Genomic DNA, 26,163 nt, shown 5'->3' with positions numbered 1-26,163 from the left:
TCGCCGCCTCCTGCTTGCGCAGGTAGTCGAGGGTGATGGCGAGGCCCTCTTCGAGGCCGCGCGGGTGCCAGCCGAGCTCGGTGCGGGCGCGGGTGTCGTCGAAGTTCCAGTGGCGGTCGAGCGACGCCAGCTGCTCGAGCGGGATCGGCAGCGGCCGGCCGGCGAGCTTGAGGAACGGGCCGGCGAGGCGGAAGAGGAGACGCGCGGTGCGGACCGAGAGCTCGCGCTTCGGCGGATTCGTTCCCGCGAACGCGGCGACCCGGTGGGCGAGCTCGCGCACCGTCCAGGCCTCGCCGGCCATGAGATAGCCGCGGCCGGGCGGCGCCTGGTCCATGACCCGCACGATGCCGTCGACCAGATCGTCGAGGAAGACCCAGCTGGTCTTCTTTTCCGGCGCGATGAGCGCCGGGAAGCGGCCGAGCAGGAGCGCCCTGAGGAGCGTGTTCGCGCCCTGCTTCTTGCCCGGCGGGCCGTAGACCAGGCTGGGGAAGACGGTGTTGACCTTGAGGCCCTGCCGCGCCCACTGCTGCACCCGCGCTTCGCCGGCCGCCTTCGTGGCGCAGTAGCGCGTCGGCAACGGCAGCTGGGGAGGCGACGCTTCGTTCGCAGGAGTCCCATCGGCGGGGCTGCCGCCCCAGGCGGCCATCGACGAGATCGAGAGAAACCGGGGGACACCGAGCTTCGAGGCGAGCGAGGCGACGTTCTCGGAGCCCTCGACGTTCGCCGCGGCCATGCCTTCGTCCGACGCCTGAAGGTCGAGCTCGGCGGCGGCATGGATGACCCAGTCCGCCCCCGACATCCCTTCGCGCATCGAATACCGGTCGCGGAGGTCGCCGGCGAAGGTGGCGACGCCGATCTCGTTCAGGAGCTCGAGCGTCTTGCGGGCGCTGGTAGCGCGCACCAGCGCCCGCACTTCGTGCCCCTCGGCGCGCAGCCGCAGGCAGAGGGCGGTGCCGATGTAGCCGGTGGCGCCGGTCAGGAACAGGCGCATCCCGCCCCTATCTCCCCTCCCGCGCCTTCAGCGGGGCGCGGCATCGGCTCGACATCGGGCTCGACATCGGCTCAAGTCGCGAGCAATTGCCTGAGAACGTACTGCAGGATGCCACCGTGCCGGTAATACTCGACCTCCTGCGGCGTGTCGAGGCGCACGCGGGCGGCAAAGTGGATGGCGCTGGGCACCAGCGTCTCCGGGGTACCCGGGGCCGCAGGGGTCGCCGGACGAAGGGCCTCCACTTCGACCTCGAGCCCGACCGTGAAGCCGCTCGCGAGCGCCGCCTGAAGGCCGCGGATCGCGAAGGTCTCGAAGCCGGTGAGCCCGAGGCTCGCAGCGCTCTCGCCCGCCGGAAACTCGAGCGGCACGATCCCCATGCCGATCAGGTTCGAGCGATGGATGCGTTCGTACGACTCGGCGATGACGGCGCGCACGCCCTGGAGCGCCGGCCCCTTCGCCGCCCAGTCGCGCGACGAGCCGGAGCCGTACTCCTTGCCGGCGAGGACGACCAGCGGCACACCTTCCGACGCGTAGCGCGCGGCGGCATCGTAGATCGACATCGGCGTGGCCTCGGGCAGATGGACCGTGGCGCCGCCCTCGATGTCGGGCGTCATCCGGTTGCGGATGCGCACATTGGCGAAGGTGCCGCGCACCATCACCTCGTGATTGCCGCGCCGGGAGCCGTAGGAGTTGAAGTCGGCCGGGCCGCAGCCGTGCTCCTCGAGGTACCTGCCGGCCGGGCTGTCCTTCTTGATGGAGCCGGCCGGCGAGATGTGGTCGGTGGTGATCGAATCGCCGAGCACCGCGAGGCAGCGCGCACCGGAGATGTCGGTCACCGGCGCCGGGTCGAGGGTCATGCCTTCGAAGTAAGGGGGCTTCCTGACGTAGGTCGAGTCGCCCTGCCAGGCGAAGGTCTCGCCTTCCGGCACGGCGAGCGTGCTCCAGGCTTCGTCGCCGGCGAAAACGTCGGCGTACTGGTGGACGAACATCTCCGACTTCACCGCCGTCGCGACCGCCTGCTCGATCTCCGCCTGGCTCGGCCAGACGTCGCGCAGGTAGACCGGCTGACCGTCGCTGCCGGTGCCCAGCGGTTCGGTCGCGAGATCGATGTCGATCCGCCCGGCGAGTGCGTAGGCGACGACGAGCGGCGGCGAGGCGAGATAGTTGGCGCGCACGTCCGGACTGATCCGGCCCTCGAAGTTCCGATTGCCCGACAGCACAGCGACGGCGACCAGATCGTGCTCCTGGATCACCTCGACGATCGGCGGCGGCAGCGGGCCGCTGTTGCCGATGCAGGTCGTGCAACCGTAGCCGACGGTGTTGAACTTGAGGGTGTCGAGATAGACGTCGAGGCCGGCCTCGCGCAGGTAGTCGGTGACCACCTTGGAGCCGGGCGCGAGACTCGACTTCACCCACGGCCGGGTCCGCAGCCCCTTCTCGACCGCCTTCTTCGCCACGAGGCCCGCGGCGAGCATCACCGAAGGGTTCGAGGTGTTGGTGCAGGAGGTGATCGCCGCGATGACCACCGAGCCGTGACGCAACCGGCAGACCTCGCCGTTCCAGGTGGTCTCGATCTCGGCGGGAGCCTCTTCGGCGAGCGCGGCGGGATCCGGATTGCCGCCTTCGCCCTCCCACCGGCCGACGGTCTCGGCGCGCGCTGTCTTCGCCACCGCCCGGCCGGACATGAGCGACGGCAGCTCCTTGAGGAAGCTCGGCTTGACATCGCGCAGCGCCACGCGGTCCTGCGGGCGCCGGGGCCCGGCGAGCGAGGGCTCGACCGTGCCGAGGTCGAGCGCCAGGGTGTCGGTGTAGACCGCTTCCGGCGTCGCGGCGGTATGGAAGAGGCCCTGTTCCTTCATGTAGGCCTCGGCGAGCGCCACGGCGGCCTCCGAGCGGCCGCTGAAGCGCAGATAGTCGATCGCCACGGCGTCGACGGGGAACAGGCCGCAGGTCGCGCCGTACTCGGGAGCCATGTTGGCGATCGTCGCGCGGTCGGCGAGCCGGAGATTCTCGAGGCCGGGGCCGAAGAACTCGACGAACTTGCCGACGACCCCCTTCTTGCGCAGCATCTGGGTCACCGTGAGCACGAGGTCGGTCGCGGTCGCCCCCTCCGGCAGCCGCCCGGTGAGACGGAAGCCGACGACCTGGGGAATCAGCATCGAGACCGGCTGGCCGAGCATCGCCGCCTCGGCCTCGATACCGCCGACGCCCCAGCCCAGCACCCCCAGGCCGTTGATCATCGTCGTGTGCGAGTCGGTGCCGACGAGGGTGTCGGGGTACGCCCAGCCATCCTCCTGCATGACGACCCGCGCCAGGTACTCGAGATTCACCTGATGCACGATGCCGGTCGCCGGCGGCACGACGCGGAAATTGCGGAACGCCTTCTGCCCCCAGCGCAGGAAGAGGTAACGCTCGTGGTTGCGCTCGAACTCCTTCCGGCTGTTGAGGAGGAGCGCCGCCTCGCTGCCGTACTCGTCCACCTGCACCGAGTGGTCGATAACCAGCTCGACCGGCTGCAGCGGGTTGATGCGATTGGGATCACCACCCATCGCCGCCATTGCATCGCGCATCGCGGCCAAGTCCACCACAGCGGGGACGCCGGTGAAATCCTGGAGCAGGACGCGCCCGGGCATGAAGGCGATCTCGCGCGACGGCGCGGCCGCCGGATCCCAGCCGCAGAGAAAGTCGATCTCGTCGGCCGAGACGACCTTGCCGTCCTCGCGCCGCAGGAGGTTTTCGAGCAGGATCTTGAGCGCGTAGGGCAGGCGGGAAAGGTCGTAGCCGCGCTTTTCGAGGGCGGCGAGGCGGGCGATTTTCAGGCTCTCTCCCCCGACTGCGAGGGTACCGTGGCTACCGAAACTGTCTTGCATGGGGTGGGCTCCCTTCCCGAAGCGGCGGACTTGCAAGCTGCCGGTGAACGATATCGCACGCTCGCGGTTAGACTCTCCCTGCGAGCGCCCATGTCCGATTCCCCCGCACCGCCAGCCGACCGTCCCAAACGCCCCGGGCGCCCCGCGCCTCCCGCCCCTCCCGCCCCTCCCGAAGGACCCGGCCGGCCCGGCCGCCCGCAGAAGGCCGCGAAACCGCAGACGAAGTACCGCCGACTGGTGCGCTGCGGGAGCTGCTGCAAGCAGTTCGACGCCGGCGAGCTCGCGCCGGGGGAACGCTTTCATTGCCTGTGTGGCGCCCTGCTCGAAGTGCCCGCGAGCGCGCCGCAGGAGGCGCCGGTCGTGCGCTGCGCCGCGTGCGGCGCGCCCCGGGCGGCCGGCGCGGTGAACTGCACCTTCTGCGCCGCGCCGTTTGCCCTCGGGGAGGGGGCGCGCAACACGATCTGTCCGGTCTGCGCTTCGCGGATCGGCGACCGCCAGCGTTTCTGCCACGCCTGCGGCAGCGAGATCGCGCCCGAGGGGGTGGTCGGAGAGCGTACCGAGTTCTCCTGCCCCTCCTGCAGGCCGGCGCGCCCGCTCTCCAGCCGGCGGATCCCGGACGCCGCCACCGCCCTGGCGATGCTCGAATGCGGCAGCTGCGCCGGCATCTGGCTCGGGCACACGACCTTCGAATCGCTGCAACAGCGCGCCCGGCGTGAAGTCGTCGCGGAATCGCTCGCCCGGCCTCAGGCACCGGTCAGCGCGGTGCCGCCGGGCGCGGCGCGCACGGCGGCGCCGGTCGCCTACCGCCCCTGTCCAGTCTGCCAAAAGCTCATGATCCGGCGGAACTTCGCCGGCGCCTCCGGCATCGTGATCGACGTCTGCGGCACGGACGGGCTCTGGTTCGATGCCGCGGAGCTCGACGGCGTCCTCGCCTGGATCCGGGCCGGGGGCCTCGGAAGGAGCGAAGCACGCCTCGCCGAGGAACGTCGCGAGGCCGAGCGGCGCGCGGCGAGGGCGAAGAAGGAGCTCCAGGACCTGGAGGTGGAACAGAGTCCGGAGAGGCACTGGCTCGACATGCTCGGCAGCCTCGTCGATTTCGTGCTCGGCGCCGGGCGTCTGCGCTGAAGCGCCGCGCCGGGAATGCCGGCCCGGGAGCGGATAGAATCTCCGGGTGCCGTCGCCGTCCGCTCTTGTCCCGCCGCTGCTGCTCCTCGCCATGCCCCAGGTGGCCGATCCGTTCTTCCGCAAGAGCGTCATCCTGCTGCTCGCCCATGAGGACGAAGGGAGCTTCGGCTTCATCGTCAATCGCCGGACCGAGCTCAAGGTGGCCGAGATCCTCACCGACTTGAAGCTCCCCTGGGGAGGGGACGTCGACGAGCTGGCGCAGTTCGGCGGGCCGGTGCAGCCGCAGGTGGGCACCGTCCTCTACTCCGGCGCGGGAGACGAACTGCCGCCCCTCGAGGCGGCGACCGAGGTCTATCCGGGCATCCACCTGACGCAGCACATCGGCGAGCTCGCGACGCTCGCCGGACGGCCGCCCTACCGCTTCCGCCTCTTTCTGGGTTATGCCGGCTGGGGCAACGGACAGCTGGTGAGCGAGATCCTGCGCAACGACTGGCTGGTCGCGCCGGTCGATCCCGACCTCGTCTTCGGCGACACGACGGAGGCGGTCTGGGAGGCGGCGGTCGCCTCGGTCGGGGTCGACCCTTCGACGCTGCCGGCCTGGACCGCAAACGAACCGGAGAGCCCGGCGAACTGATGGCCACGCCGCCCCACGACGGACGCGCCGGCGACGATTCGCTGGATCTCCTGGATCCAATCGCCGAATTCCAAGCCCTCTTCGCGCGGATCTCCCAGGATGCGCCGACCGATCCGACCGCCATGACGCTCGCCACGGCCGATGCTTCGGGCGCGCCGAGCGCCCGGATGGTGCTGCTCAAGGGGGTCGACGAGCGCGGATTCCTGTTCTATTCCAATTACGAGAGCCGCAAGGGGCGCGAGCTCGAAGAGAATCCGCGCGCCGCGCTCTGCTGGCACTGGGCCTGGCTCGAGATGCAGGTGCGCGCCGAGGGGGCGATCGAGCGCCTCTCCGCCGCCGAGTCCGACGCCTATTTCCTCACCCGACCGCGCGGCTCGCAGCTCGGCGCCTGGGCATCGGCGCAGAGTCAGCCGCTCCATTCGCGTTTCGCGCTGCTGCGCAAGGTGATCGCAACCGAGTCGCGCTACTTCGGCCGGTCGATCCCGCGCCCCCCGCACTGGGGGGGCTATCTCCTGCGGCCGGGGGCGATCGAGTTCTGGCAGGGCAAGAAGAGCCGACTCCACGAGCGCCGCCGCTTCCTCCTCGAGGAGGGGGTCTGGCGGTGCGATCGGTTGAGCCCGTGAAGCCTTCCTCCCCCTCGACGGTCGCGAGCGAGCAGCACTCCGCCGGCGGACTGGTGATGCGCGGCGACGAGGTCCTGCTGATCGCGACCGCCGGCGGCCGCCGCTGGCAGCTGCCGAAGGGTCATCTCGAGGCCGGCGAGCTGCCGGCGGAGGCGGCGGTGCGCGAGGTGCGCGAGGAGACCGGCGTCACCGGCTCGATCGTCGCGGCCCTTTCCGGCGTCGACTACACCTTCGTCGAGCGCGGCGTCCACCGGATCCGCAAGCATGTCGACTATTTCCTGCTCACCTACGAGAGCGGCAGCGAGGCCGACTTCGAGCCGCGCGAGGTGGTGACCGCGCGCTGGTTCACCTGGCAGGAGGCGATCTCCCGACTCTCGCACGCCAACGACCGCAGGGTTGCCGAACAGGCCTGGCGTATCGCGCGCGAACGCCAGGCGGAACCTCCCCCTTCCGAAGGAGCCTCAGAATGAGCCTTCTCGTCCGCATCGTGCTGAACGGCCTGGGTCTCTGGGCCGCATCGAAGCTGCTGCCCGGCATCCACTACGACGGCGGCCTGCTCTATCTGCTGCTCGCTGGCTTCGTCCTCGGGGCGGTGAACCTGCTGGTCAAACCGATCGTGACGCTCCTGTCGCTGCCGTTCGTCGTCGTGACGCTGGGCCTCTTCTTCCTGGTGATCAACGGCCTGATGGTCTGGCTGGTCGATTTCTTCCTCGCCGGCTTCCGCGTCGACAGCTTCCTCTGGGCGATGGCGGGCGGCCTCTTCCTCGCGATCTACAACATGCTCCTGCGGGCGCTGTTCGACAAGGACTAGTCCTGGTTCAGAAAGCGAAGGCGAGCGCGGGCCCGCGCGCGAAGCGCCCGCGCGAGTCGGCCGCGGAGCGCGCGGCGCGGGCCGGGGAGATCCTGGCGCGGCTCAAGACCGCGTATCCGGAAGCGCATTGCGCCCTCGACCACCGCAACGCACTCGAGCTCGTCGTCGCCACGGTCCTCTCGGCGCAGTGCACCGACGTGCGGGTCAACATGGTCACTCCGGCGCTCTTCGCGGCCTGTCCGACGCCCGCGCACTACGCGGAGATCTCCACCGGGGAGCTCGAAGGGCTGATTCAATCCACCGGCTTCTTCCGCAACAAGGCGAAGTCGCTGCAGGGCCTCGGCCGAGCCCTTATCGAGCGCCACGGCGGCGAGGTGCCGCGCACGATGGCCGAGCTGGTGCAGCTCCCCGGCGTCGGCCGGAAGACCGCCAACGTCGTCCTCGGCAACGCCTTCGGCATGAACGAAGGCGTCGTCGTCGACACCCACGTCGGCCGCCTCGCCGGCCGCCTCGGCCTCACCCGCGCCACCGACCCGGTGAAGATCGAACAGGACCTGATCCCCCTCTTCCCGCGCCCCGACTGGACCCTCCTCTCCCACCTCCTCATCGACCACGGCAGGAAGATCTGCAACGCCCGCAAACCTCTCTGCGCCAACTGCTTCCTCGCCGACCTCTGCCCGTCGGCAGCGCCTTAGCCGAGAGCATCGAGCGAGACAGTTCACCCTGGCTGCGCCGGCCATCGGGTACACTTCCATGCCGATGAACAGCGTGAATACGGGTCGCGTGGCGGTGGTGACGGGGGCGAGCTCGGGCTTCGGAGCGGCGACGGCGCGGGCGCTGGCGGGCGAGGGGTTTTCGGTCGTGCTCGGGGCGCGGCGGGTGGAGCGGTTGGCGGCGATCGCCGAGCCGCTGGGGGCGCGCTACCAGGCGCTCGACGTCACGGATGAGGCGAGCGTCGCGGCGTTCTGCGGCACGCTCGACAGGGTCGACGTGCTGGTGAACAACGCCGGCAACGCCTTCGGCGCCGAGAGTCTCGCCGCCTCGGTCGATGACAAGTGGCGCGCCATGTTCGAGCTCAACGTTCTCGGCGTGCTGCGCATGACGCGCACCCTCCTGCCGCAGCTCGTCGCCTCTGGCGACGGCCTGATCGTCAACCTCGGCTCGATCGCCGGCGTCGAGACCTATCCCGGCGGCGGCGGCTATGCCGCCTCGAAGCACGCCCTGCACGCTCTCACCCGGACGCTGCGTCTCGAGCTCCTCGGCCAGCCGGTGCGGGTGACCGAGATCCTGCCGGGGCTCGCCGAGACCGAGTTCGCGCTGGTGCGCTTCGAGGGCGACCGGGAGCGCGCGAAGAAGGTCTACGAAGGGATGACGCCGCTCTGCGCCGAGGACATCGCCGAGGCGGTGCGCTGGGTGGCGACCCGGCCGTCGCACGTCGACATCGACGAGATCGTCATCCGCCCGCGCGACCAGGCGACGACCATGCTCATCCACCGGCGGCCGAAGGAATGACGCGGTGAACCCGTTTGCCGGCCTCCGGCGCTCACGCCAGTCACTGCGCTCGCACCGCTCGCACCGATCGCTCCGATCGTTCCGATCGCTCCGATCGCTCCTCTCGCTCGGCCTGCTGCTCCCGGCGCTCGCCCTCGCGACCTCGGGCTGCGGGCTTGTCGGACCCAAGGACCCGGGAGAACGGGTCTATCGCCGCCACTGCGCCACCTGCCACGGCGTCGACGGGCGCGGCAACACGGCCCGCTACATGAGCGAGGAGTTTGCCGACCTGACCGACAACAGCTGGAGAAACTACGGCGACGACGGGACGATCGAGACCATCATCCGCGAGGGGATCTTCGGCAAGATGCCGGCACGCGACAACCTGACGCGCGAAGAGATGCGCGCCCTTTTAGGCTACCTGCGCAAGCTCCGCGGGGAGGCCGCCCAGTGAGTCCGGGGCGCATCCGGCGCGCGACGATCGCGGCGCGCGCCGCGATCGCCAGACGCTCCGGCCACCGGGCCGGCTTCGCGCTCTGCGCGCTCGCGGCCGCCGTCGTGCCCGGGGTCGCCGGCTGCGGACCGCCGACCTCCGGCAAGAGCGCCTCCGACCTCTATACCGAGCACTGCGCCCGCTGCCACGGCGACGACGGCCGGGGGGACCCGCGGATGGTCGCGCTCTCTCCCAACAGCGACCTTCAGCGCTCGCCGCTCCTGCGCCGCAAGGCGCGCGGACCGCTCTACCTGCGCATCAGCCAGGGCTCGGGCTCGATGCCGGCGTTCTCCCACAAGCTCGAGCTCGGCGATATCGAGCTCCTCGTCGACTACGTCCTCGAGCTGCCGGCGTCCGAACAGCAAGGTCAACCAGCGAGGTAAGGGTATGGACCCAAAACGCCTCAAGGATGTGCATGACCGGCTCGAGTCTCTGGACGACCGGCTCTCCTACCGGTTGCGCGCCCGCGGCGCCGGACCGGGACGCGCCAGCCTCGAGCAGATCGAGGACCGGCTGCGCGACGTCACGGAGTACACGCTGGAGTTGCGCACCTTGGTTCACGACCTGCTGCTCGGGCTGGTGGCCAAGCCCGATCCGGAACCACCGGAGCGCTAGCGCCCGGGGTCCGAAGACTCAGCCGCGGCCGGTCGAGCCGAAGCCGCCTTCGCCGCGCGGGCTCGGAGCGAGATCCTCGACTTCGACGAAACGGATGCGCGGGGCGGGTGCGACGACCAGCTGCGCGAGCCGCTCGCCGCGGCGCACGGTGAACGGCTCGGAGCCGTGGTTGATCAACAGCACGCGGACCTCTCCGCGATAGTCGCTGTCGATGGTGCCCGGCGAGTTGAGCAGCGTCAGTCCGAACTGGGCGGCGAGGCCGCTGCGCGGCCGGACCTGCCCCTCCCAGCCGGCCGGGATCTCGACGCTGAAGCCGGTCGGGACGAGAGCGCGCCCCCCCGGCGCGAGGATGAGCTCCTCGTCGACCGCTGCCCGCAGGTCGGCGCCGGCGCTGCCGGCGGTGGCCGGCGCAGGCAGCGGCAGATCGCCGGCGTGAGGCCAGCGGCGGATACGCACGGTCGGGAGATCCACGGTCACTCCTTCTCGCCGGGAGGCGGGGGCTGAGGCTGCGCTCGCAGGGTCGGCCTCTGCGTCCCCGGAGCGGGCTTTCCCGGGCCGCCCGGGGGCGGAAACTGGCCGGGGCCTTGCCCGGCGCCGGTGTTCGAATAGCGGAACGGCCGCCCGAGAGTGAGCGCCGAGACGCGGGGGATACCGTTCTCCGAAGGTGCCGCGCGAAAGCGCGAGAAGAGGTCGGAGCGAAACTCCCAGGCAGAGTACTCCGACTGGTCGAGGAAGACCTTGAAGGCTTCCCCCGTCGCCCGGCTCCGCACGCCCCGGATCGGTCCGACCGGCGGCGGCAGATTCTCGTCCCCGGAGCCCGGCGGATTCTGCGGATCGGTTCCGGCAGGCGGCAGCGGCAATCCGGTCTGCGGGTCGATACCGGGAGAGCCCGCTCCCCCCGGGGGGGTGCCCTCGAAGATCAGGATCCAATCCTGTTTGCCGGTCATCGGATCCTCCCAGAGCCGCCGGATCGAGCGCGGCTCGACCTTGATCAGCTCGTCGAGCTGCACCGGCAGCCGGCCGAAGCGGCGCTGAAAGACGCGGATCGCCTCGGCGTACTGCAGACCGCGCGCGATCAGCTCCTCCTCTTTGTCGCGCCGGATCATGCCGCTCCACATGGGAAGCGCGATTGCGACCATGATGTTGAGGACGGTGATGAGCATCACCACCATGACCAGGCTGTAGCCCTCGTCGCCACGCTTCCGGGCGCCGCCGGGCGGCGTCGGGCGGCGACCCGCCCCCTCCGCCCTTCCCCCGGGCCGAAGCCCGGTTCGGCTACCAGGTGTCATAGGGGGTGCCATCGAGCGCGACCAGCGGCGAGCCGGAACGCACGTCGATGATCCCCGGCTCTCCGCCTTCGGGCAGGTCGGTCTCGGCGGGCTCGGCCAGGGGATCGGGCTCCTCGTAGATGAGCTTCCAGGTGGTGGCGCTCTTGGTCAGCGGATCGTACGGGACCATCCGGACATAGCCCTTCTCGACCAGCACGTCGAGGCTCTCCGGATAGTGACCCTGGTCGCCGTAGTACTGGTCGATCAGGTCGCGAATCGTCCGCAGGTTGGTCTTCAGCACCGACTCGTTCGCCCGGCGTGGCATGTCCTTCAACGCCGGCATGGCGATCGTCGCCAGGATGCCGATGATCGCCACGACGATGATCAGCTCGAGCAGCGTGAAACCGCGCTGGCCCCTCTTCGGCAGGTTCACCATTGCGAGTAGGGGATCCCGTTCAGTCCCGTACCTCCCGACAGCGAATACACGTCGTAGACATTCTCCCCGCCCCAGCTCGACGAGTCGGGCTCGTCCTGATAGCTGCGTAGCCCCCATTCGTCGTCGCCGGTCATCGGGTCGACGCCGATGCGGCGCAGGAATCGCGCCTTCTTGTCGATCTGCCCGACGACATCGACGCCCTCGACCAGGACCTCGAGGTCCTTCGGATAGCCGTCGGTGCCGAAGTCGATGGGCAGAAAGCCGGCGTCGCTGTAGCGCTTGAACTCGTCGATCGCCGAGCGCATCTCGCGCAGTTGCGCGTGAAGCTCGATCTCCTTCATCCGCTTGCGGGTGTACTTGACCGTCGGGAAGGTCACCCCGGCGAGAATCGAGAGCACCGCGCACACGACCAGGAGCTCGGTCAGGGTGAAGCCGCGACTCGATTTCATGAACCCCCGTCCGGCTCGCCGACCGGTGCCAGGGCCGGCTGGAGCGCCGGCGCCGAGTCCGCGGCGGCGCGGATCTCGACCTCGCTCGGCGGGGCCGCGCCAGCTGCGAGGTCGTAGAGGTCGGCGTCCAGGACCTTCCCGGCGGCGACGGCGACCGTGGCGAAGCCCCCGGTCAGGGAACGGAAGCGGACCCGCACCAGCGCGCCGTTGCCGGCCACGCCAGAAGCGCCCTCGACACGATCGGCCGTGACCGTGAGCTCGCCGGGAATCGTGGTGTCGCTCGTATAGGCCGCATTGCGGGCGCCGCCCAGGAAGTCTCCGGGGACGACCTTTTCCAGCGTGAGCAGTGCGGGGTCCCAGGAGAGCGTCATCGGAACGTGGGCTACCGGCGAGGTCGTCGCGATCTCGACCACCATCTCGAAGCTCTCCCCCTCGTCGACGGACGCGAGCTGCGGCAACAGGCGCAGCCGGGCGCTTCCGGAACCGAAGGAAGACTCCCCGCTGCTGGCAATCAGATCGAGAGAACGGCCCTCGTCCGCAGACGCGTCGAAGCTCGCCGACCCCCCGTCCGGCTGCTCTTCGTCGCTCGGTTCGGTCTTCTGCTGCTGCGGTGTCGCGAACGGATTCGAGGGCGCTCCGCCCGGCGCCAGGGTCACGCCTCCGAACGGCTCGGCCGCGGCAGGACCGCTGCCGCCCAGGGCCGGCTCGCGCAGCCCACGAGGCAGCCGCTGGACCTGCTCGCGGATCTTCTCCTCCGCCTCGGCCGAAGACTGGCCGTCGTCGAACGGCCCCTCGGCCTCCGATTCGACCCGCGGCGTGCCGCCGCGGAAGGAGATGTTCGACTCCGTGCCGACCCAGATCGGCATGAGGTCGCCGGCGGTGATCTCGGGCGTCCGGATGATGTGCGGGGTCAGTGTCAGCATGACGTCGCTGCGCTTGATGTTGCTCGTCGACTTGCCGAACAGCCGGCCGATGATCGGGATGTCGGAGAGTCCGGGGATGCCGGTCTCGCCCTGGACCTCGTCGGTGCGGATCAGGCCGGCGAGGAAGTTGGTCTCGCCGTCCTTCAGCCGGATGGTCGACTCGATCGTGCGCGTGCCGATGATCGGCTGCCGCTGACCGCCGCCGCCATCCTGGTAGCCGGTGATCTGGCTGACCTCGATCTGGAGCTTGAGCGTGACCTCCTTGTTGTGGTGCACACGCGGCTCGATGTCGATCTTGATGCCGACGTCCTGGTACTGGAACGAGGTGATCGGAATGATGTTGCCGCCCGAGGTCTGCGCGGAGTTGAAGCTGGTGACCGGAATCGGCACCCGGTCGCCGATGTGGACCTTGCCCTTCTCGCCCTCGCTGATGCGGATCTGCGGCTTGGCGAGGAGCTGCGCGTCGGCGTTCGTCTTGACGAAGTCGTAGATGATGGAGGGGATCGTCAGGATCCAGCTGCTCTGGTTCAAGTACTTCAGGTCGGAGAGCCGGACCTTGGCGTCCTCGCCGAGGCCGAGCGACTGGGTGATCTGGTTCTGCGAAAGACTGACTCCGATTTCGCGGATCCGGTTCGTGTCGACCTCGATCAGCTCGACGTCGACGATGACCTCCGACCTCGACTTGTCGATGCCCTCGATCATCCGCTGCGCCACCTTGACCTTGTCGGCGGTGTCGCGGATCGTCACCGCGTTCAACTCCTCGTTGGTGGCGATGTTCTTCGCCCCGATGAGGCTGCGCAGGAGCGTCAGGACGTCCTTCACCTCGGCGTTCGAGAGGAAGAAGGTCTGGATCACCAGGTCTTCGTAGTTCTTGCGGTTCTGCGGGTTGTCCGCGGCGATGATGATCGAGTGCTCGTCGACCACCTTGTAGAAGTGGCCGGCGGCGCGCATCAGGGTTTCGAGGGCGTTCTGGGCGGTGACGTCGCGCAGCTCGATGGCGAGGTCCTGGTCCTTGAGTGCCGGGTCGAACAGGATGTTGAGCCCGAACGCCTTGCCGAGCGCGCGGTAGATGTCGAAGATCGACACCGGCTTCGGGAAATCGAGCGAGATCGGGTCCTTGGACCGCGGCGAGAGCACCGGCGGCTGCGCCGGTTGGTCGCGGGTCTTCTTCTTGAGCTCTTCGAGCGACATCGGGCTGCCGTCGCGATCCACCCGGGCGATCTCGCCGCGCAACTGGTCGAGCTCGACCTGGGCGTACTGGTTGGTGGAGTCGAGCTGCACGGCCTCCTGGAACTCGATCAGGGCGCGCTCGAGAACCCCCGCTTCGCGGAAGCGCTGCCCCTTGCTGAAGTGCTCCTGGGACGCCTTCAGGCGAGCGCGCAGCAAGGCGGTCTTGTAGCGCACGTTGGACGGCTGGCGCTCGACGAGCTCGAGGTAGTGCTCGACGGCGGCGTCCCAGTCGGCGTTCTCCTCCGCCAGCGAGGCCTGTTGCGCGAGCCGATAGGTCGCACATCCGGAAGTCCCGGCCAGAACGAGCACGAGGAGCAGCGCCCCGGCCACGCGATCTCTTCGGTTCATGAAATGTTCTCCAGCCAAACTAGCCCCCGATCGGCAAGCGCTTCGCCGGCTCGTCGGGAAAACCGACGAATTTTAGGTCGACCGATTCGTACCCGATACGGTCGACGATGAACTTGCCCTCGACGATTTCGCCGACCCGCACATTGTAGAGATTCTCGCCCTTGTCGTCCGCGAAGACCGCGATGCGGCGGGCTTCGGTCCCGAAGCTGCCGAGGTAGACCAATGTCACGGGCGGCGGTCGGGGGATCGCCCTCTGTCGCGCGTCCTCCTCCGCCGCGCGGCGGCGGGCCTCGGCTTCCGCGGCGCGCTGCGCGAGCTCCTCCCGGGTCGGCGGCGGCGGCGGGGGCGGCGCGGGCGGCGGGCCGAACCGGAACGGATCCCGTCCGACGGCGAGCGCGCCCGGCTGGCGATCGGGATCGGCCAGCGCGAGCGTGACGATCTCCTTCGGCAGCTCGAGGGCACCGCGCCGCGTGCCCTTGCCGAAGCTCGAGCGATCGGCGCCGCCGCGCACCGCGGCCGGCTTCACCACCGCCACCTGCGGCAGCGGCGCCGGCGCCGCGAGCACCCAGAGGCCGCGCAGGGCCGCCACCCCGGCGAAGGCGGCGAGGACGAGCAGCAGACGGCGCTCGCGGCTCCCGAGGTTCAAGAGCGCCCCCCCGCCGCCGGGCGCCTGGGCTCCGCAGCCTCGTCGCGCGGCACGGAGAAGAAGGTGGAGAGTCGCAGGCTCGCACTCAGCCCTCTGCCGCCCGAGAGCTCGCGCACCTCGATCTGGTCCACGGTGATGAACGAGGGCGAGAGCTCCAGCAGATAGAGGAAGGCGCGCAGATTCGCGTAGCTCCCGTCGACGCTGAAGACGAACGAGCGCCGGACGAGACCGAGCTCGGCCAGTTCCTCCTCGGGGTAACCGATGTCCCGCGGATCGAGACCGGCGTGTTCAGCGAGCAGCTTGATCTCGCGAATGAGGTCCGTGAACCGGCCGCCCTCGGTCGCGAACTTCTCCTGCATGAGGCTCTCCATCTGCTCGCGGGTCGATCTTGCCGCCGCGGCGAGCTTCTCGAAACGGGCCAGGTTCGCCTGGGCCTCCCCCCGCTGGAGCTGCGCCGCCTGCAGGCGTCGGTCGAGCGTGTCGCCGCGCGACCGCACTCCGCGTTCGAGATAGACCAGGAAGAGCGTCGCCACACACAGGGCCACCGCCGGCGGAAGCCAGACCCACACTCGCCGGCGCCAGAGAGCGCGGGTGGTGATCATCTCCCCCCTCCGATCGACGAAGCGTAGGGCCGCAGCGGAGTCGGCATGACGTTCTCGGGGAAACGACTCCCGCCAGCAGCGGGTGCAGGTGGCGCGGCGGTGCCGCCGCGGGCGCCGGAGCCCGCCGCGCCTCCACTGCCACCCACGAACCCCGGTGCCGCAACGGCCGGCAAGCCGCCCATTCGCGGGGCGCCCGAAGAGTCCGTCCCGCCGCGCGCTTCCCCGGCGACCGCCTCGAGCTTGCCGGAATTGCCGCCCAGGTCCTCGCGGGGAGGATCCTTCTTGACGTCCTCTTCGCCCGCGCCGCCTCGCGCGCCGGCAGCGGCTGCCTGCGAGGACGGCAGCGGCCGGCCCGTGGCGGGCTTTCCGGCGCCCTCCGGCCGGCCCCCGGCAACGGTCGCCGGCAGCGGTGCGCCGGCGGGCGCCCCGGCGAGCCCGGGCAGGAGTCCCGCCCCGGTCGCGGCAGCGGCGGGACGGTCCGGACCCGCGGCGGCGCCAGCGGCATCGGAGGCATGGGCGGCATCGGCGATCGCCGCCTCTGCCGTCGACGCCACCGTCGTCCGGGCGGCGGTCTGCGGCAGATAGTCGACCGCGATGTCGAACTGGATCTTCAAGTCCTTCTTGACGCTTTCACGCGAGAGATTCGGCCGGTCGAAGGCCGGATGCGCGAAGAGCCGGTCGACGAACTCGAGCAACGCCTCGGTCTCTTCGGCCTCGCCAAGGATGCGCATCGCGACCCGGGTCGTGGCCGGGGTCTCGGCAGCGGCCTGCGCCCGGCCGCGTTCGCGAGTGAAGCCCTCCGGGTTGAGGCGCAGCAGGCGGACACTGCGCGGCATCGCGCCCGTCAGCGTCTCCAGGAGCTCGTTCCACGAGAAGGAGCGCTCGGCGAGCCGCCGGTTCAGAAACTCCGCGCGCTCGTTCTGGGCCGGCAGATTGGCGCCCCGCAGGTCGGCCTCCAGCCGCACGGCGCTCTCACGATCGGCGAGGGTCGCCGCGTTCAGACGTGCCAGCTCGGCGACCCGGGTGCCGGTCTCAACGCGGATCGTCCGCGACATCCAGAAGCCGGCGCCGGCGACGAGCACGAAGAGTACCCAGAGGGTGATCGCCAGACGGCGAACCGGGCGCTCGTTGACGAACGGGTTCCGGGCGAGATTCGGCTCCTGCCAGCGCAACACGCTCACGCCACCTCCCGGGAGGCCGCGCCGGCGAGGGGAGCGAGCTCCGCGAAGGCCTCACCGAAGCCCTCGGCGGCGAGCGCCAGGTGCTCGACCAGGAGACGCGTCGGCGCGCAGTCCAGACCCTGCCCCAGCACCTGCAGCCAGAACGGCTCGACCGCCCGCGGCGCGGCGAGATAGAGCGCCTCGAGCGCCACGCCGGGAAAGCGCTCGCCGAGGAGCGTTCGCGTCAGTCGCAGCTCCGACTTGAGGAGGCGCGAGCGGTCGGCATCCGAGAGCCCTTCGGTGAAGCCCTTCTGCCGCCAGACGACGGGCTTCCCCGCATGGACGAGCACCAGGCTGAAACCGTCGGCGTCGACCAGCGCGAGACCGAAGAGTCCCTGGGCGAGGGCGCCTCGGTTCAGGGCCTGGAGGGTCGAGAGCGTCGCCCCGGAAAGCTGGCCGATGCGGATTCCGCAGCGGGCGAAGGCCTCTTCGATGGTCTCGCAGACGGTGGCGTTCGCCATGGTGACGAAACGGAGCGCCTCGGCCTCGCCGCCGCCCGGCGCACCGCTCTCGCCGGCACCCTGCGCGGCGAGCGGCACGGCTTCGATCCGCAGGTCCTCGACCCGATAGGGCACCAACCGTTTGAGGCGAAACCGCAGCACCTCGAGCCGCGCGCCGGGCTCCTCGGGAAGCTCGCCGAGCTCGATCACCATGCTGCGCGCCCACGCATCGGGGAGAACGACCGTTGCCTCGCGGATCGGTCTCGCGGCGCGCGCCACGAGCATCCGCACGCTCTCGGCGAGAGCCGCGCTGTCGCCGGCCGGCACGCCCAGCGGACCGCTGCCGAAGAGCCCTTCCGGAAGCGGCAGGGAATGGAACTCGGCGAGCTCGAGCCCGGCCCCCTCGCGGTCGGCGCGCGAAAAGGCGGCGAGGCGCAGCTCCCGCATCCGGATCGCGAAAACGTTCGGCGGAACGGGCCTGGGCTGGCGGCCCAGGGCGCGGTCAATCCACGAAGGTAAACCGATTGATCTCACGTAGCGTCGTCGATCCTTGCAGCGCCTTTTCGAGCGCGGATTCGCGCAGGAAACGCATTCCCTCTTCCTTGGCCGCGCGCTTGATCTCCGAGCCCGGCCGCTTCTCCAGAATCAGCTCCCGGATACGGTCCGAGAGGTCCAGCAGCTCCGACACCGCGAGGCGGCCCAGGAATCCGGTGCCGTTGCACTCGAGGCAGCCGGCACCTTCGAAGAAGGGATGGTCCCCGTAGACGGCGGGCGAGAGCCCCGAATCCTCGAGCAGCTGCGGGCTCACCGCCGCCTCGCGCCGGCAGTGCGGACAGATCCTGCGCACCAGCCTCTGGGCGAGAACGCAGTTCAGCGCCGAGACGAAGTTGTAGAGGTCGACCTTCATGTTGAGGAAACGCCCGAGCACGTCGACCACGTTGTTCGCATGCACCGTGGTGAAGACGAGATGGCCGGTGAGCGCCGACTGGATGGCGATCGACGCGGTGTCCTCGTCGCGGATCTCGCCGATCATCACCTTGTCCGGGTCGTGGCGCAGGATCGAGCGCAGTCCGCGCGCGAAGGTGAGCCCCTTCTTCTCGTTGACCGGGATCTGGGTGATGCCCTTCAGCTGGTACTCGACCGGATCCTCGATGGTGATGATCTTGTCTTCCGGCGACTGGATCTCCGAGAGGCAGGCGTAGAGGGTCGTCGTCTTGCCGCTGCCGGTCGGACCGGTGACCAGCACCATGCCGTAGGGCTCGCGGATCGACTTTCGCACCTTGCGCATGGTGTCGTCGTCGAAGCCGAGGATATCGAGGCGCAGATTGTGGAACTCCGCCGACATCGACTCCTTGTCGAGGATGCGGATGACGCAGTCTTCGCCGTGCACGGAGGGCATGATCGAGACGCGGAAGTCGATCGTGCGGCCCTTCAGGCGCAGCTTGAACCGGCCGTCCTGGGGAACGCGCTTCTCGGCGATGTCGAGCTCCGACATCACCTTGATCCGGCTGATGATCGTCTGGTGGTGGCGTTTGTCGATCGGCTCCATCGCCTGGTAGAGGACGCCGTCGATCCGGTACTTGATCACCACTTCGTTGTCGCGGGATTCGATGTGGATGTCGGAAGCGCGGCGCTGGATGGCGTTGAAGACCGTCGAATCGACCAGCTTGATGACCGGCGAGGAATCGGCGGTGATGCTGTCGATCGACAGCACCTCTTCGCCCTGATCGTCCTCCTGCACGAGCTGGATGCGGAAGTCCTCCGTCGCCTCCTCGAGGACGCGCTGGGTGGACTCGGACTTCTGGAGGATCTCCTCGATCGCCGACGGGACGCCCACCCGCACTTCGATCGGCTGCCCGAGCAGGAGCTCCAGCTCGTCGAGCCGCCCGACGTCCTTCGGGTCCTTCATCACCAGGGCGATGCGCCCGGGGAGCTGGGCCTGCGGAACGAAGCCGTAGCGCAGCATCAGCTCGAAGGGAATCGTGTGGAACAGGTCGTTGTCGATCCGGAAGTGGTCGAGATCGACGAAGTCGAGTCCGTGCAGCGCCGCCATGCTCTCGACCGCCCGTCGTTCGTCGACCGAGCGCAGCTTCGAGTCGGAGGCCAGGAGCTCGGCCCCTGGAGAGGGGGGTGCCGGCGCGCTGCTCACGTGATGCCTCCCATGGCGTTGAACATCGGCATGTAGACCGAGATCAGCAGGGCGGCGACGAGGCAGCCCATGATCACCAGCATCAGCGGCTCGACGAGCGACAGGATGCGCTGCATCCGCAGCTCGACCTCCTCGTCGAAGAAGTCGGCGATGTTGGTAAGCATGACATCGAGCGATCCGGTCGCTTCGCCGACCTTGACCATGTCGATCGCGAGATCGGTGACGATGCCGGTCTTGTCGAGCGCCTCGTGGAGCGCCGTGCCCTCGCGCACCTGCTGCAGCGTCGGGAAGAGGCGGTCACGGACGTGGAGGTTGCTCACCGCGCGGCCCGAGATCTCCATCGAGGGCAGGAGAGGCATGCCACCAGCGAGCAGGGTCGAGAGCGAGCGGCAGTACTCGGCGAGCGAGAACAGGTGGAGCACCGGACCGAGGAGCGGAATGCGCAGCTTCATCCGATCGAGACGCAGGGCGCCCGCCGGAGTGCGCGCCCAGCGGCGCACGACCACGACGGTGGCGATGGTGCCGGCCAGGATGAAGACGATGTTGTCGCGCAGGAAGAGCGACACCCCGAGAGTGATCCGGGTCAGCAGCGGCAGCTGCATGTCCATCGAGTCGTAGAAGACGGTGAATCGCGGCATGACGAAGATCGCCATGACGAAGAGCATGGCGATCGACAGTCCGACCAGCACGGAAGGGTAGACGAGCGCCGAGATCACGCGCTTGCGGGCGTCGATGACGAGCTTGAGGTAGCGGATGAACCGCCGCAGGACCTGCTCGAGCTCGCCCGTGCGCTCGCCGGCCTTGAGCGTCGCCGAATAGAGCGGCGGAAAGACCGCGCCGAACGACCCGAAGGCGTCGGAGAGCTCTTCGCCGCCCTTCACGCGGTCGCGCACCTGCGTCAGGATCTCGCGGAAATTCGGCTCGCGCATGCGCTCGAGCATGAGGTTGAGCGCCTGGAGGAGGGGAAGGCCCGCCTTGAGCAGCGCTGCCATCTCCTGGTTGAAAACCATGAGCGTCCGATAGGGGATCTTGCGCTCCCGGCGGAAACGCGCCAGGAATTCGGTCGGCATCGCGAGGCCGAGGCGACGCTCGATGGCGAAGACCTTCAGGCCCTGGCGCTCGAGCTCGGCGCGCAGCACGGTCTCGTTCGCGGCGGCGCGGGTTTCGCGCACCACCCGCCCTTCGGGCGTCCCGAGATGACAGACGAAATCCACCGGCTAGTTCCCAGCCGTGGCGGTCGGGGAGTTTTCATAGCGCAGCACGAGCATCAGGGCCCGGTCCGCCGCCTCGTCCCGGGTCATTCCCAGGATCAGCGGCTGGTCGAGCCCGAGATGCACGACGGTGCGAACGAGCTCCTTCTCGGGCGCTCCCGGCAGGGCGCGCACCATACGGAATCCGGCGAGGCGGATCTGCTTGCCCTCGGCGATCGAACCGACCTCGAAGCTCAGCCGGTAGCCCTGGGCCATCTCGAACACGACACTCTCGCCTTCGCGGCTGGCGATCTGGCTGCGCGCGAGCAGCGAGAAGGTCTGGAATCGCAAGAGCTGCCGCAGACGCCCCAGGAGGTCGGGAGCGAGGCCGACGTCGGGGCGGACCGGCGAGATCTTCGCGGTCTCGGCGAGGATCAGTTGGACGTCGATCTTCACCGGCTGGTTCTCGCGATCGAAGACCCGGATCGCGATCGCCACCCGGGAGAGCGCCGCGAGGTTGTCGCGCACCGAGATCGTGTTGCGGTTCGGATCGACCTCGACCGAGCCCTGGACGGAAAGCAGGGGCCGGATGGCGGAGAGCGCATCGAAGGCACTCTGGCGCTGGAGGCTGAAGACCATCAGGCGAACCGCCGCGGCCTCCCCAGTCGGGGGCGGGGGTTGCGAACGCAGTCGGGGCCGCTGCGCAGGGTCGGGCACCGCTGGCGCCTGCGCTGCTGCGGCGGCGGCTACGAGCGTCACGCCGAGCGCCACGAGGCAGACGAGGGCGCGCGCAAAGTTCGGCAGCGGCCGCGACTCAAACATCCAGGCTCGCATCGACGATCATCACGACCGCCATGTCGGCCTGCGGCAGCTCATAGATCCGGGCTCCCGGGCGGCCGAGCTCCTCGACGAGCGATTGCATCGGCCTGGCCCGCTCGACCCCGGTGTTCCGGGCGGGCAGAGCGGCCGGAGCCGCCAGACCCGTCGAAAACTCTCCGGCGTTGGCGAACGGGCCGATCCCGGCGGGTTGGGGACGGGGGACGCCGGAGAGCGCCAGCAGAGAACAGACTCCCAGCGCCGCAGCGAAACGTGCGGCCGGGAAGCGCCGCGAAGGGGCCGCACGGAGCCCACGCGGTGCCGGATGCCCCCCCTGCGCGACGCGGCTGGCGCGGACCAGCGCGGACACCGCGCCCTGCATCTCGGCAATCTCGCGCGGCGCGACCGTGCGCCCGGGAAGGCGCGCGAAGAGCAGCAGCGGGTCGGCCGAGAGCGCTTCGACGCGGCAGCGGCTGCATTGCGCGGCGTGCCGGCGAGCCTCCGCCCAGCCCGGTTCGTCGGCTGCGGGCTCGGCCTCACGGGCCGCGACCAGGGCGCGCCAGTCGGGACAGGTCATCGGCGGGGCTCCCTGGTCTCGGGCGAGCTGCCGGCGCTGCCTCCGCTGGCTCCAGAAACCGCGGCGCGGGCATACTCCGGATAACGCTCGACGAGCTTCTGGCGCAGGATCTTGCGAGCGTTGAACAGGTGGTTGCGTACGGTGGACTCCTCACAGCCGGCGATCGCCGCCACTTCGCTCGAGTCCAGCCCTTCGGTCTCGCGAAGCAGGAAGATCAGGCGTTGCTTCTCGGTCAACTCGGCCGCGAGCTCGATGAAGATGCGCTCGACCTCGGCCTCCTTGAGCTCGGCCATGGCCCCGGTCGGGTGGCTTTCGGCAGCCCGCAGGAGGTGAAAGCGCATCGGCTCGCCGGCCTGGTCGCGCGACCGGCGCGAGCGCCAGTGATCGATCGCCAGGTTGGTGGCGATGCGATAGATCCAGGTATTCGGGCTCCAGCGCGTGTCGTACTTCGCGCGGCTCTCCCAGATCTTCAGGAACGCGACCTGCACGACGTCGCGAGCCTCTTCCTCGTCGCGGACGATGCGGGCGGTCACCTGAAGGAGCGCCCGGGTCTTCCTGGCCACGAGCTCGGCCAGCGCCAGTTCGTCGTCCGCCTGGAGCAGGCAGAGCAGTTCCCGATCGCTCCGCTCGGCGAGCTTCAGTCGTTCGCGATTCTGGGAGTAGACCAACTCTGGCATGACCGGTTCCAATTGCTTTCTACGGACCTCCGGGGCGCACCGTCCAAGCCTGCGCCCTTCCCGCCCCATTTCCGGCACGCCGCCGGCAAGCGCCCGGCGCGAACCGGGTGCGACCCGGGCAAAACATTGAAGCGCTTGATTATACTGCCCCGGTCCCCATGTGGTGGATCTATCAAATCGTGTCCGCCCTGGCCCTCCTCGCGGCCGGCCCCTTTCTGCTCCTCCTGCGCCGCCGCCACTACCTGCCGACGCTTCGGGGGAGGCTCGGGGGCGGCCGGCCGGCCCCGCCGCCGCCCCACGACGCCCGGCCCGAGGCGGGGACGGGAAGTCCGGGAAGGTTCTGGATCCATGCCGTCTCCGTGGGCGAAGCAGCGCTCGCCGGAACGCTGGCGGCGAAACTCCCGCCCGAGCTGCCGCTGCTGCTGACCACGATCACTCCAACCGGCCAGGCGCAGGCGAGCGCGGCGGCGGCGCGCCTCGGCGACCGCGCCGCCGTCGCCTACCTCCCGTTCGAGCTCGGCTTCGCCATCCGCCGCTTCTTCCGCCGCTTCTCCCCCGCCTCGCTGGTGCTGGTCGAGGGCGACTTCTGGCCGCTCCTGCTGCGCGCCGTTCGCCGGCGGGGGATCCCGACCGCGGTCGTCAACGGCCGGGTGAGCGACCGGAGCTTCGTCCGTCTGCAGCGCTTCCGCGCCCTGGCGCTGCCGCTCTTCTTCGCCCCGATCGATCGGTTCGGCGTCCAGACCGCAGTCGACGCCGAGCGCCTGATCGCGCTCGGCGTCCCCGCCGGTCGCGTCACCGTCACCGGCAATCTCAAGTTCGACTCCCCGGAGCCACCGGGAAACCCCGAGCTCGCCCGGCGGCTCGAGCGCCTCGCCGCTGGCCGGCCGATTCTCGTCGCCGGCTCGACCATGGAGGGCGAGGAGGAGCAGGTACTCGCGGCTTTCCGCGGACTCGCCGACGGCGACCGGACGGCCGGCGATCGCGCGATGCTGGTCCTCGCACCACGGCATCCGGAGCGCTTTGCCGCCGTCGCGCTGCGCGTCGCCGCGGAAGCCCCCGGCGCCGTTCGGCGTAGCGGCCCCGACCGCGAGCGCCCGCCGGTCTTCCTCCTCGACTCGATCGGCGAGCTCGCCGCCACTTACCGGCTGGCCACCGCCGCTTTCGTCGGCGGCACGCTCCAGCCGACCGGCGGACACAATCCGATCGAGGCGGCACGCTTCGGGGTACCGGTGGCCGTCGGGCCTTCGATGACCAACTTCCGCGAGATTGCCGAGCTCTTCGACCGGACCGGCGGCTGGGCCCGCGTCGCCTCGGCGGAGGAGCTGGGCAGGCTCTGGGCGGCCTGGCTCGCCGATCCCACCGCGGCGCGGGCGATCGGAGCGCGCGGGCAGGCGCTCGTCGCGGCGAATGCCGGCGCGCTCGCGCGGACGCTCGAGCTCCTCGCGCCGCTCGTCGCGGCGGCCTCCGGGAAATCGACGCTCGCGCCGGCGGCGGCGACATCGCCGGCCCCAGCGCAGCAGCGGCCGGCCCGGGGATGACGACGTTGTCGCTCGCGGCGCCCCCTCCGCCGCGCTCCCCCTGGCAGCTCCTCTACGGCGCGCTGCTCGCCCGCCGCCGTCGTCGCGCCGCGGCGACCGCCGAACGCCTGCCGGTGCCGGTGGTGAGTCTCGGGAACCTGCACTGGGGGGGCGGCGGGAAGACTCCATTCACGGCGGCGGTCGCCGCCGACCTGCAGGCGCGCGGTCTCGCGGTGGCGATCGTCTCGCGGGGGTATCGCCGCGCGAGCCGCGGTCCGCTCGTCGTCTCCCTGGGGGGCGGGCCACGGATCCCCTGGAGCGCCGCCGGGGATGAGCCGTTCCTCCTGGCCGAGCTCCTTCCCGGGGTGGCGGTCGCCGTCGGCGAGCAGCGCGTCGCGGCGGCGCGCCTCCTGCTGCGCGAGCTGCCGCAGACGCCGGATCTCTTCCTCCTCGACGACGGTTTCTCGCACGTCGCGCTGGCCCGCGACATCGAGCTCCTCCTCTTCCCCGCCGCCGACCCGTTCGCCGGCGGGCGGCTCGCCCCGGCCGGGCGCCTGCGCGAGCCGCTCGGCGCCGCCCGTCACGCCGATGCCGTGGTGCTCACCGGCTGCCCGGCCCCCGAAATGCCCACCGCCGGCGCGCACCTGGCACGGGCGCTCGCGCGGCACGGTTTCTCCGGCCCCGGCTTCGCGAGCTCGACGGCCAGCGGTCCGCCGCGCTCGGGGGCATCCGGCCTGGCGGGAGCCGGAAGCGGCAGCGGCAGCGACCTCCACGCCATCCTCCCCGCCGGAACGCGGGTCGTCGCCTTCGCCGGCATCGCCCGGCCGGAGGGCTTCTTTCGCGATGCCGAGAGGCAGGGGGTCGAAATCGCGGCCCGGCTCGCCTTTCCCGACCACCACGCCTATCCTGACGAGAGCATCGCCCGGATCGAAGGCGCCTTCCGCCGCCATCGTGCCGGCGCCCTCCTCACCACGGCGAAGGACGCGCTCAAGCTCCGGGGGAGGCTCTCGCCGGCGCCGGCGGTGCTGCCGATCCTCGCCCGCCCGGAACCCGCCTTCTGGGAGTGGTTCGACGAACGGTTGGCCCAGGCCAGAAGATGAGGCGCCGCCGATGAAGAACGCCCCCGTCCGCCACGCCGTCGAGTTCGGCGCCTTCGCCCTCTTCCAGGGGCTGGTGCGCGCTCTGCCCCACACCGCCAGCCGGGCGCTCGGCGGAGCGCTCGGCGCGCTCGCGGGCCGGCTCGACCGCCGCCGGCGGAGGATCGCCGACACCAACCTCGCTGCCGCCTTCCCCGAGCTCTCCGCGGGAGAGCGGCTGCGGATCACGCGTGCCTGCTTCCGCCACTTCGGCGCCTCGTTCTGCGATGCGCTTTCGAGCCTGCGGTTCGACGGCCCGGAGCTCCTCGCGCGGCTCGAGCTCGTCGGCTGGGAGAACTTCGAGCGCGCCGCGGAAATGGGCCGGGGAAAGGGCACCATCGTCCTCGGGTCCCATTTCGGAAACTGGGAGGTGGTCCCCGCCGCCATCGCGCTCACCGTCGGCCCGATGAGCTCGGTCGGACGCCGCGCCGACAATCCCCATTTCGACCGCGTCATCCAGCGCCTGCGCACCCGCTACGGCAACCGTTCGCTCGACAAGCGGGGGGCGGTGCGCGAAATGTTCCGCCTGCTCGAGAAGGGCGGCCGGCTGGGGCTCCTGGTCGACCAGCGGGTGCGGGCCGAGGAGGGCGTGGACGTGCCGTTCTTCGACCGCCCGGCGTCGACCAGCCCGATCGTCGCCCGTCTGTCGCAGCGCACCGGCGCTCCCGTCGTCCTGGTCTTCGGCGAGGAGCTCCCCGGCGGGCGCTATCGCGTCGAAGCGCTGCCGCCGATCGCCGCCCCGCAGGCGGACGCCGAAAGCGACGAGGTGGCGCTCACCCGGAGCTACCTCGCCGTGCTCGAGGAGCGCGCGCGCCAGCGCCCCGAGCTCTGGCTCTGGCTGCACGACCGGTGGAAGCGCCCCCGTCCGTGAGCCCACCCATGTGTC

General features: G+C 70.3%; 29 protein-coding genes. 13 read left to right on the top strand and 16 right to left on the bottom strand.

From position 1 onward, the window contains the following. The coding region (locus KBI44_12045) for an NAD-dependent epimerase/dehydratase family protein (protein ID MBP9145207.1) at window positions 1–991 on the bottom strand (991 nt) is incomplete at its 3' end. 71 nt (window positions 992–1,062) lie between these two features. Continuing rightward, window positions 1,063–3,861 (bottom strand): aconitate hydratase AcnA, encoded by a 2,799-nt coding sequence (acnA, locus tag KBI44_12040; protein MBP9145206.1) that lies wholly within the window; start codon window positions 3,859–3,861, stop codon window positions 1,063–1,065. Window positions 3,862–4,098: 237 nt separating this feature from the next. Between acnA and KBI44_12035 the strand changes: the two genes are divergently transcribed. From KBI44_12035 to KBI44_11990, 10 genes are all read left to right on the top strand, one after another. After that, window positions 4,099–4,986: a zf-TFIIB domain-containing protein gene (locus KBI44_12035; protein MBP9145205.1), complete on the top strand. Its 888-nt coding sequence runs from the start codon at window positions 4,099–4,101 to the stop codon at window positions 4,984–4,986. Window positions 4,987–5,032: 46 nt separating this feature from the next. Then, window positions 5,033–5,620: a YqgE/AlgH family protein gene (locus KBI44_12030; GenBank protein MBP9145204.1), complete on the top strand. Its 588-nt coding sequence runs from the start codon at window positions 5,033–5,035 to the stop codon at window positions 5,618–5,620. After that, window positions 5,620–6,243, top strand: coding sequence for a pyridoxamine 5'-phosphate oxidase (gene pdxH, locus KBI44_12025; GenBank protein ID MBP9145203.1), 624 nt, complete (start codon window positions 5,620–5,622; stop codon window positions 6,241–6,243). The genes KBI44_12030 and pdxH overlap by 1 nt, the downstream gene beginning before the upstream one ends. A 56-nt stretch (window positions 6,244–6,299) precedes the next feature. Next, the gene (locus KBI44_12020; protein MBP9145202.1) at window positions 6,300–6,713 is read left to right on the top strand and encodes an NUDIX hydrolase; all 414 of its coding nucleotides are present in this window, start codon (window positions 6,300–6,302) and stop codon (window positions 6,711–6,713) included. Continuing rightward, window positions 6,710–7,054, top strand: a complete 345-nt coding sequence (locus KBI44_12015; protein ID MBP9145201.1) for a phage holin family protein — start codon at window positions 6,710–6,712, stop codon at window positions 7,052–7,054. The genes KBI44_12020 and KBI44_12015 overlap by 4 nt, the downstream gene beginning before the upstream one ends. A 2-nt stretch (window positions 7,055–7,056) precedes the next feature. Beyond that, window positions 7,057–7,749 carry an endonuclease III gene (nth, locus tag KBI44_12010; GenBank protein MBP9145200.1) on the top strand — a complete coding sequence of 231 codons (693 nt, stop codon included), beginning with the start codon at window positions 7,057–7,059 and terminating at the stop codon, window positions 7,747–7,749. Between the two features lie 64 nt (window positions 7,750–7,813). Continuing rightward, the gene (locus KBI44_12005) at window positions 7,814–8,566 is read left to right on the top strand and encodes an SDR family NAD(P)-dependent oxidoreductase (protein MBP9145199.1); all 753 of its coding nucleotides are present in this window, start codon (window positions 7,814–7,816) and stop codon (window positions 8,564–8,566) included. 4 nt (window positions 8,567–8,570) lie between these two features. Continuing rightward, entirely contained in the window at window positions 8,571–8,999 is a 429-nt protein-coding gene (locus KBI44_12000) for a cytochrome c (protein ID MBP9145198.1), read from the top strand. Then, window positions 8,996–9,421 carry a cytochrome c gene (locus KBI44_11995; protein ID MBP9145197.1) on the top strand — a complete coding sequence of 142 codons (426 nt, stop codon included), beginning with the start codon at window positions 8,996–8,998 and terminating at the stop codon, window positions 9,419–9,421. Before KBI44_12000 ends, KBI44_11995 begins: the two co-directional genes overlap by 4 nt. A 4-nt stretch (window positions 9,422–9,425) precedes the next feature. Then, window positions 9,426–9,653, top strand: coding sequence for a hypothetical protein (locus KBI44_11990; protein ID MBP9145196.1), 228 nt, complete (start codon window positions 9,426–9,428; stop codon window positions 9,651–9,653). 18 nt (window positions 9,654–9,671) lie between these two features. Here the strand turns inward: KBI44_11990 and dut are convergent, their stop codons facing one another. The 14 genes from dut to KBI44_11920 all read right to left on the bottom strand — a co-directional run bounded on the left by dut (window position 9,672) and on the right by KBI44_11920 (window position 22,624). Continuing rightward, window positions 9,672–10,124: a dUTP diphosphatase gene (gene dut, locus KBI44_11985; protein ID MBP9145195.1), complete on the bottom strand. Its 453-nt coding sequence runs from the start codon at window positions 10,122–10,124 to the stop codon at window positions 9,672–9,674. Window positions 10,125–10,126: 2 nt separating this feature from the next. Beyond that, window positions 10,127–10,825, bottom strand: coding sequence for a hypothetical protein (locus tag KBI44_11980; protein MBP9145194.1), 699 nt, complete (start codon window positions 10,823–10,825; stop codon window positions 10,127–10,129). 103 nt (window positions 10,826–10,928) lie between these two features. Next, complete coding sequence (locus KBI44_11975) at window positions 10,929–11,357, bottom strand: type II secretion system protein (protein MBP9145193.1); 429 nt, start codon at window positions 11,355–11,357, stop codon at window positions 10,929–10,931. Further along, complete coding sequence (locus tag KBI44_11970; GenBank protein MBP9145192.1) at window positions 11,351–11,806, bottom strand: type II secretion system protein; 456 nt, start codon at window positions 11,804–11,806, stop codon at window positions 11,351–11,353. The genes KBI44_11975 and KBI44_11970 overlap by 7 nt, the downstream gene beginning before the upstream one ends. Then, a complete protein-coding gene (locus tag KBI44_11965; GenBank protein ID MBP9145191.1) occupies window positions 11,803–14,307 on the bottom strand; it encodes a hypothetical protein in 2,505 nt (834 codons plus the stop codon). Before KBI44_11965 ends, KBI44_11970 begins: the two co-directional genes overlap by 4 nt. 19 nt (window positions 14,308–14,326) lie before the next feature. After that, complete coding sequence (locus KBI44_11960) at window positions 14,327–14,953, bottom strand: hypothetical protein (protein ID MBP9145190.1); 627 nt, start codon at window positions 14,951–14,953, stop codon at window positions 14,327–14,329. Then, entirely contained in the window at window positions 14,950–15,555 is a 606-nt protein-coding gene (locus tag KBI44_11955; protein ID MBP9145189.1) for a hypothetical protein, read from the bottom strand. The genes KBI44_11960 and KBI44_11955 overlap by 4 nt, the downstream gene beginning before the upstream one ends. After that, window positions 15,552–16,736: a hypothetical protein gene (locus tag KBI44_11950; protein MBP9145188.1), complete on the bottom strand. Its 1,185-nt coding sequence runs from the start codon at window positions 16,734–16,736 to the stop codon at window positions 15,552–15,554. Before KBI44_11950 ends, KBI44_11955 begins: the two co-directional genes overlap by 4 nt. Further along, window positions 16,733–17,662: a hypothetical protein gene (locus KBI44_11945; GenBank protein MBP9145187.1), complete on the bottom strand. Its 930-nt coding sequence runs from the start codon at window positions 17,660–17,662 to the stop codon at window positions 16,733–16,735. Before KBI44_11945 ends, KBI44_11950 begins: the two co-directional genes overlap by 4 nt. Window positions 17,663–17,717: 55 nt before the next feature. Next, window positions 17,718–19,322 (bottom strand): type II/IV secretion system protein, encoded by a 1,605-nt coding sequence (locus tag KBI44_11940; GenBank protein ID MBP9145186.1) that lies wholly within the window; start codon window positions 19,320–19,322, stop codon window positions 17,718–17,720. A gap of 38 nt (window positions 19,323–19,360) precedes the next feature. Further along, window positions 19,361–20,578, bottom strand: a complete 1,218-nt coding sequence (locus KBI44_11935) for a type II secretion system F family protein (protein ID MBP9145185.1) — start codon at window positions 20,576–20,578, stop codon at window positions 19,361–19,363. A gap of 3 nt (window positions 20,579–20,581) precedes the next feature. Then, window positions 20,582–21,376, bottom strand: a complete 795-nt coding sequence (locus KBI44_11930) for a hypothetical protein (GenBank protein ID MBP9145184.1) — start codon at window positions 21,374–21,376, stop codon at window positions 20,582–20,584. Further along, window positions 21,369–21,947 carry a hypothetical protein gene (locus KBI44_11925; protein MBP9145183.1) on the bottom strand — a complete coding sequence of 193 codons (579 nt, stop codon included), beginning with the start codon at window positions 21,945–21,947 and terminating at the stop codon, window positions 21,369–21,371. Before KBI44_11925 ends, KBI44_11930 begins: the two co-directional genes overlap by 8 nt. Next, window positions 21,944–22,624 carry an RNA polymerase sigma factor gene (locus KBI44_11920; GenBank protein ID MBP9145182.1) on the bottom strand — a complete coding sequence of 227 codons (681 nt, stop codon included), beginning with the start codon at window positions 22,622–22,624 and terminating at the stop codon, window positions 21,944–21,946. The genes KBI44_11925 and KBI44_11920 overlap by 4 nt, the downstream gene beginning before the upstream one ends. Window positions 22,625–22,803: 179 nt before the next feature. Between KBI44_11920 and KBI44_11915 the strand changes: the two genes are divergently transcribed. Genes KBI44_11915 through KBI44_11905 form a run of 3 tightly spaced genes read left to right on the top strand, consistent with a single transcriptional unit; the run spans window position 22,804 to window position 26,148 of the window. Beyond that, the gene (locus tag KBI44_11915; protein ID MBP9145181.1) at window positions 22,804–24,162 is read left to right on the top strand and encodes a 3-deoxy-D-manno-octulosonic acid transferase; all 1,359 of its coding nucleotides are present in this window, start codon (window positions 22,804–22,806) and stop codon (window positions 24,160–24,162) included. Continuing rightward, window positions 24,159–25,241 (top strand): tetraacyldisaccharide 4'-kinase, encoded by a 1,083-nt coding sequence (lpxK, locus tag KBI44_11910; GenBank protein MBP9145180.1) that lies wholly within the window; start codon window positions 24,159–24,161, stop codon window positions 25,239–25,241. The genes KBI44_11915 and lpxK overlap by 4 nt, the downstream gene beginning before the upstream one ends. Before the next feature lie 10 nt (window positions 25,242–25,251). Next, window positions 25,252–26,148, top strand: coding sequence for a lysophospholipid acyltransferase family protein (locus KBI44_11905; protein MBP9145179.1), 897 nt, complete (start codon window positions 25,252–25,254; stop codon window positions 26,146–26,148). The last annotated feature ends 15 nt before the right edge of the window (window positions 26,149–26,163 follow it).

It is taken from the genome of Thermoanaerobaculia bacterium (assembly GCA_018057705.1).
Taxonomy (GTDB): Bacteria; Acidobacteriota; Thermoanaerobaculia; order Multivoradales; family JAGPDF01; genus JAGPDF01.
The sequence above is the reverse complement of the archived record's forward strand: the minus strand, read 5'-3'. Positions and strand labels throughout refer to the sequence as shown.

Excerpts from the sequence above, each read along its gene's own strand:
- acnA (MBP9145206.1), bottom strand. The coding sequence starts at position 3,861 with ATGCAAGACAGTTTCGGTAGCCACGGTACCCTCGCAGTCGGGGGAGAG.
- pdxH (MBP9145203.1), top strand. The coding sequence starts at position 5,620 with ATGGCCACGCCGCCCCACGACGGACGCGCCGGCGACGATTCGCTGGAT.
- KBI44_12020 (MBP9145202.1), top strand. The coding sequence starts at position 6,300 with ATGCGCGGCGACGAGGTCCTGCTGATCGCGACCGCCGGCGGCCGCCGC.
- KBI44_12015 (MBP9145201.1), top strand. The coding sequence starts at position 6,710 with ATGAGCCTTCTCGTCCGCATCGTGCTGAACGGCCTGGGTCTCTGGGCC.
- KBI44_12005 (MBP9145199.1), top strand. The coding sequence starts at position 7,814 with ATGAACAGCGTGAATACGGGTCGCGTGGCGGTGGTGACGGGGGCGAGC.
- KBI44_11990 (MBP9145196.1), top strand. The coding sequence starts at position 9,426 with ATGGACCCAAAACGCCTCAAGGATGTGCATGACCGGCTCGAGTCTCTG.
- KBI44_11980 (MBP9145194.1), bottom strand. The coding sequence starts at position 10,825 with ATGGTGGTGATGCTCATCACCGTCCTCAACATCATGGTCGCAATCGCG.
- KBI44_11975 (MBP9145193.1), bottom strand. The coding sequence starts at position 11,357 with ATGGTGAACCTGCCGAAGAGGGGCCAGCGCGGTTTCACGCTGCTCGAG.
- KBI44_11970 (MBP9145192.1), bottom strand. The coding sequence starts at position 11,806 with ATGAAATCGAGTCGCGGCTTCACCCTGACCGAGCTCCTGGTCGTGTGC.
- KBI44_11965 (MBP9145191.1), bottom strand. The coding sequence starts at position 14,307 with ATGAACCGAAGAGATCGCGTGGCCGGGGCGCTGCTCCTCGTGCTCGTT.
- KBI44_11955 (MBP9145189.1), bottom strand. The coding sequence starts at position 15,555 with ATGATCACCACCCGCGCTCTCTGGCGCCGGCGAGTGTGGGTCTGGCTT.
- KBI44_11945 (MBP9145187.1), bottom strand. The coding sequence starts at position 17,662 with ATGCGGGAGCTGCGCCTCGCCGCCTTTTCGCGCGCCGACCGCGAGGGG.
- KBI44_11930 (MBP9145184.1), bottom strand. The coding sequence starts at position 21,376 with ATGTTTGAGTCGCGGCCGCTGCCGAACTTTGCGCGCGCCCTCGTCTGC.
- KBI44_11925 (MBP9145183.1), bottom strand. The coding sequence starts at position 21,947 with ATGACCTGTCCCGACTGGCGCGCCCTGGTCGCGGCCCGTGAGGCCGAG.
- KBI44_11920 (MBP9145182.1), bottom strand. The coding sequence starts at position 22,624 with ATGCCAGAGTTGGTCTACTCCCAGAATCGCGAACGACTGAAGCTCGCC.
- lpxK (MBP9145180.1), top strand. The coding sequence starts at position 24,159 with ATGACGACGTTGTCGCTCGCGGCGCCCCCTCCGCCGCGCTCCCCCTGG.
- KBI44_11905 (MBP9145179.1), top strand. The coding sequence starts at position 25,252 with ATGAAGAACGCCCCCGTCCGCCACGCCGTCGAGTTCGGCGCCTTCGCC.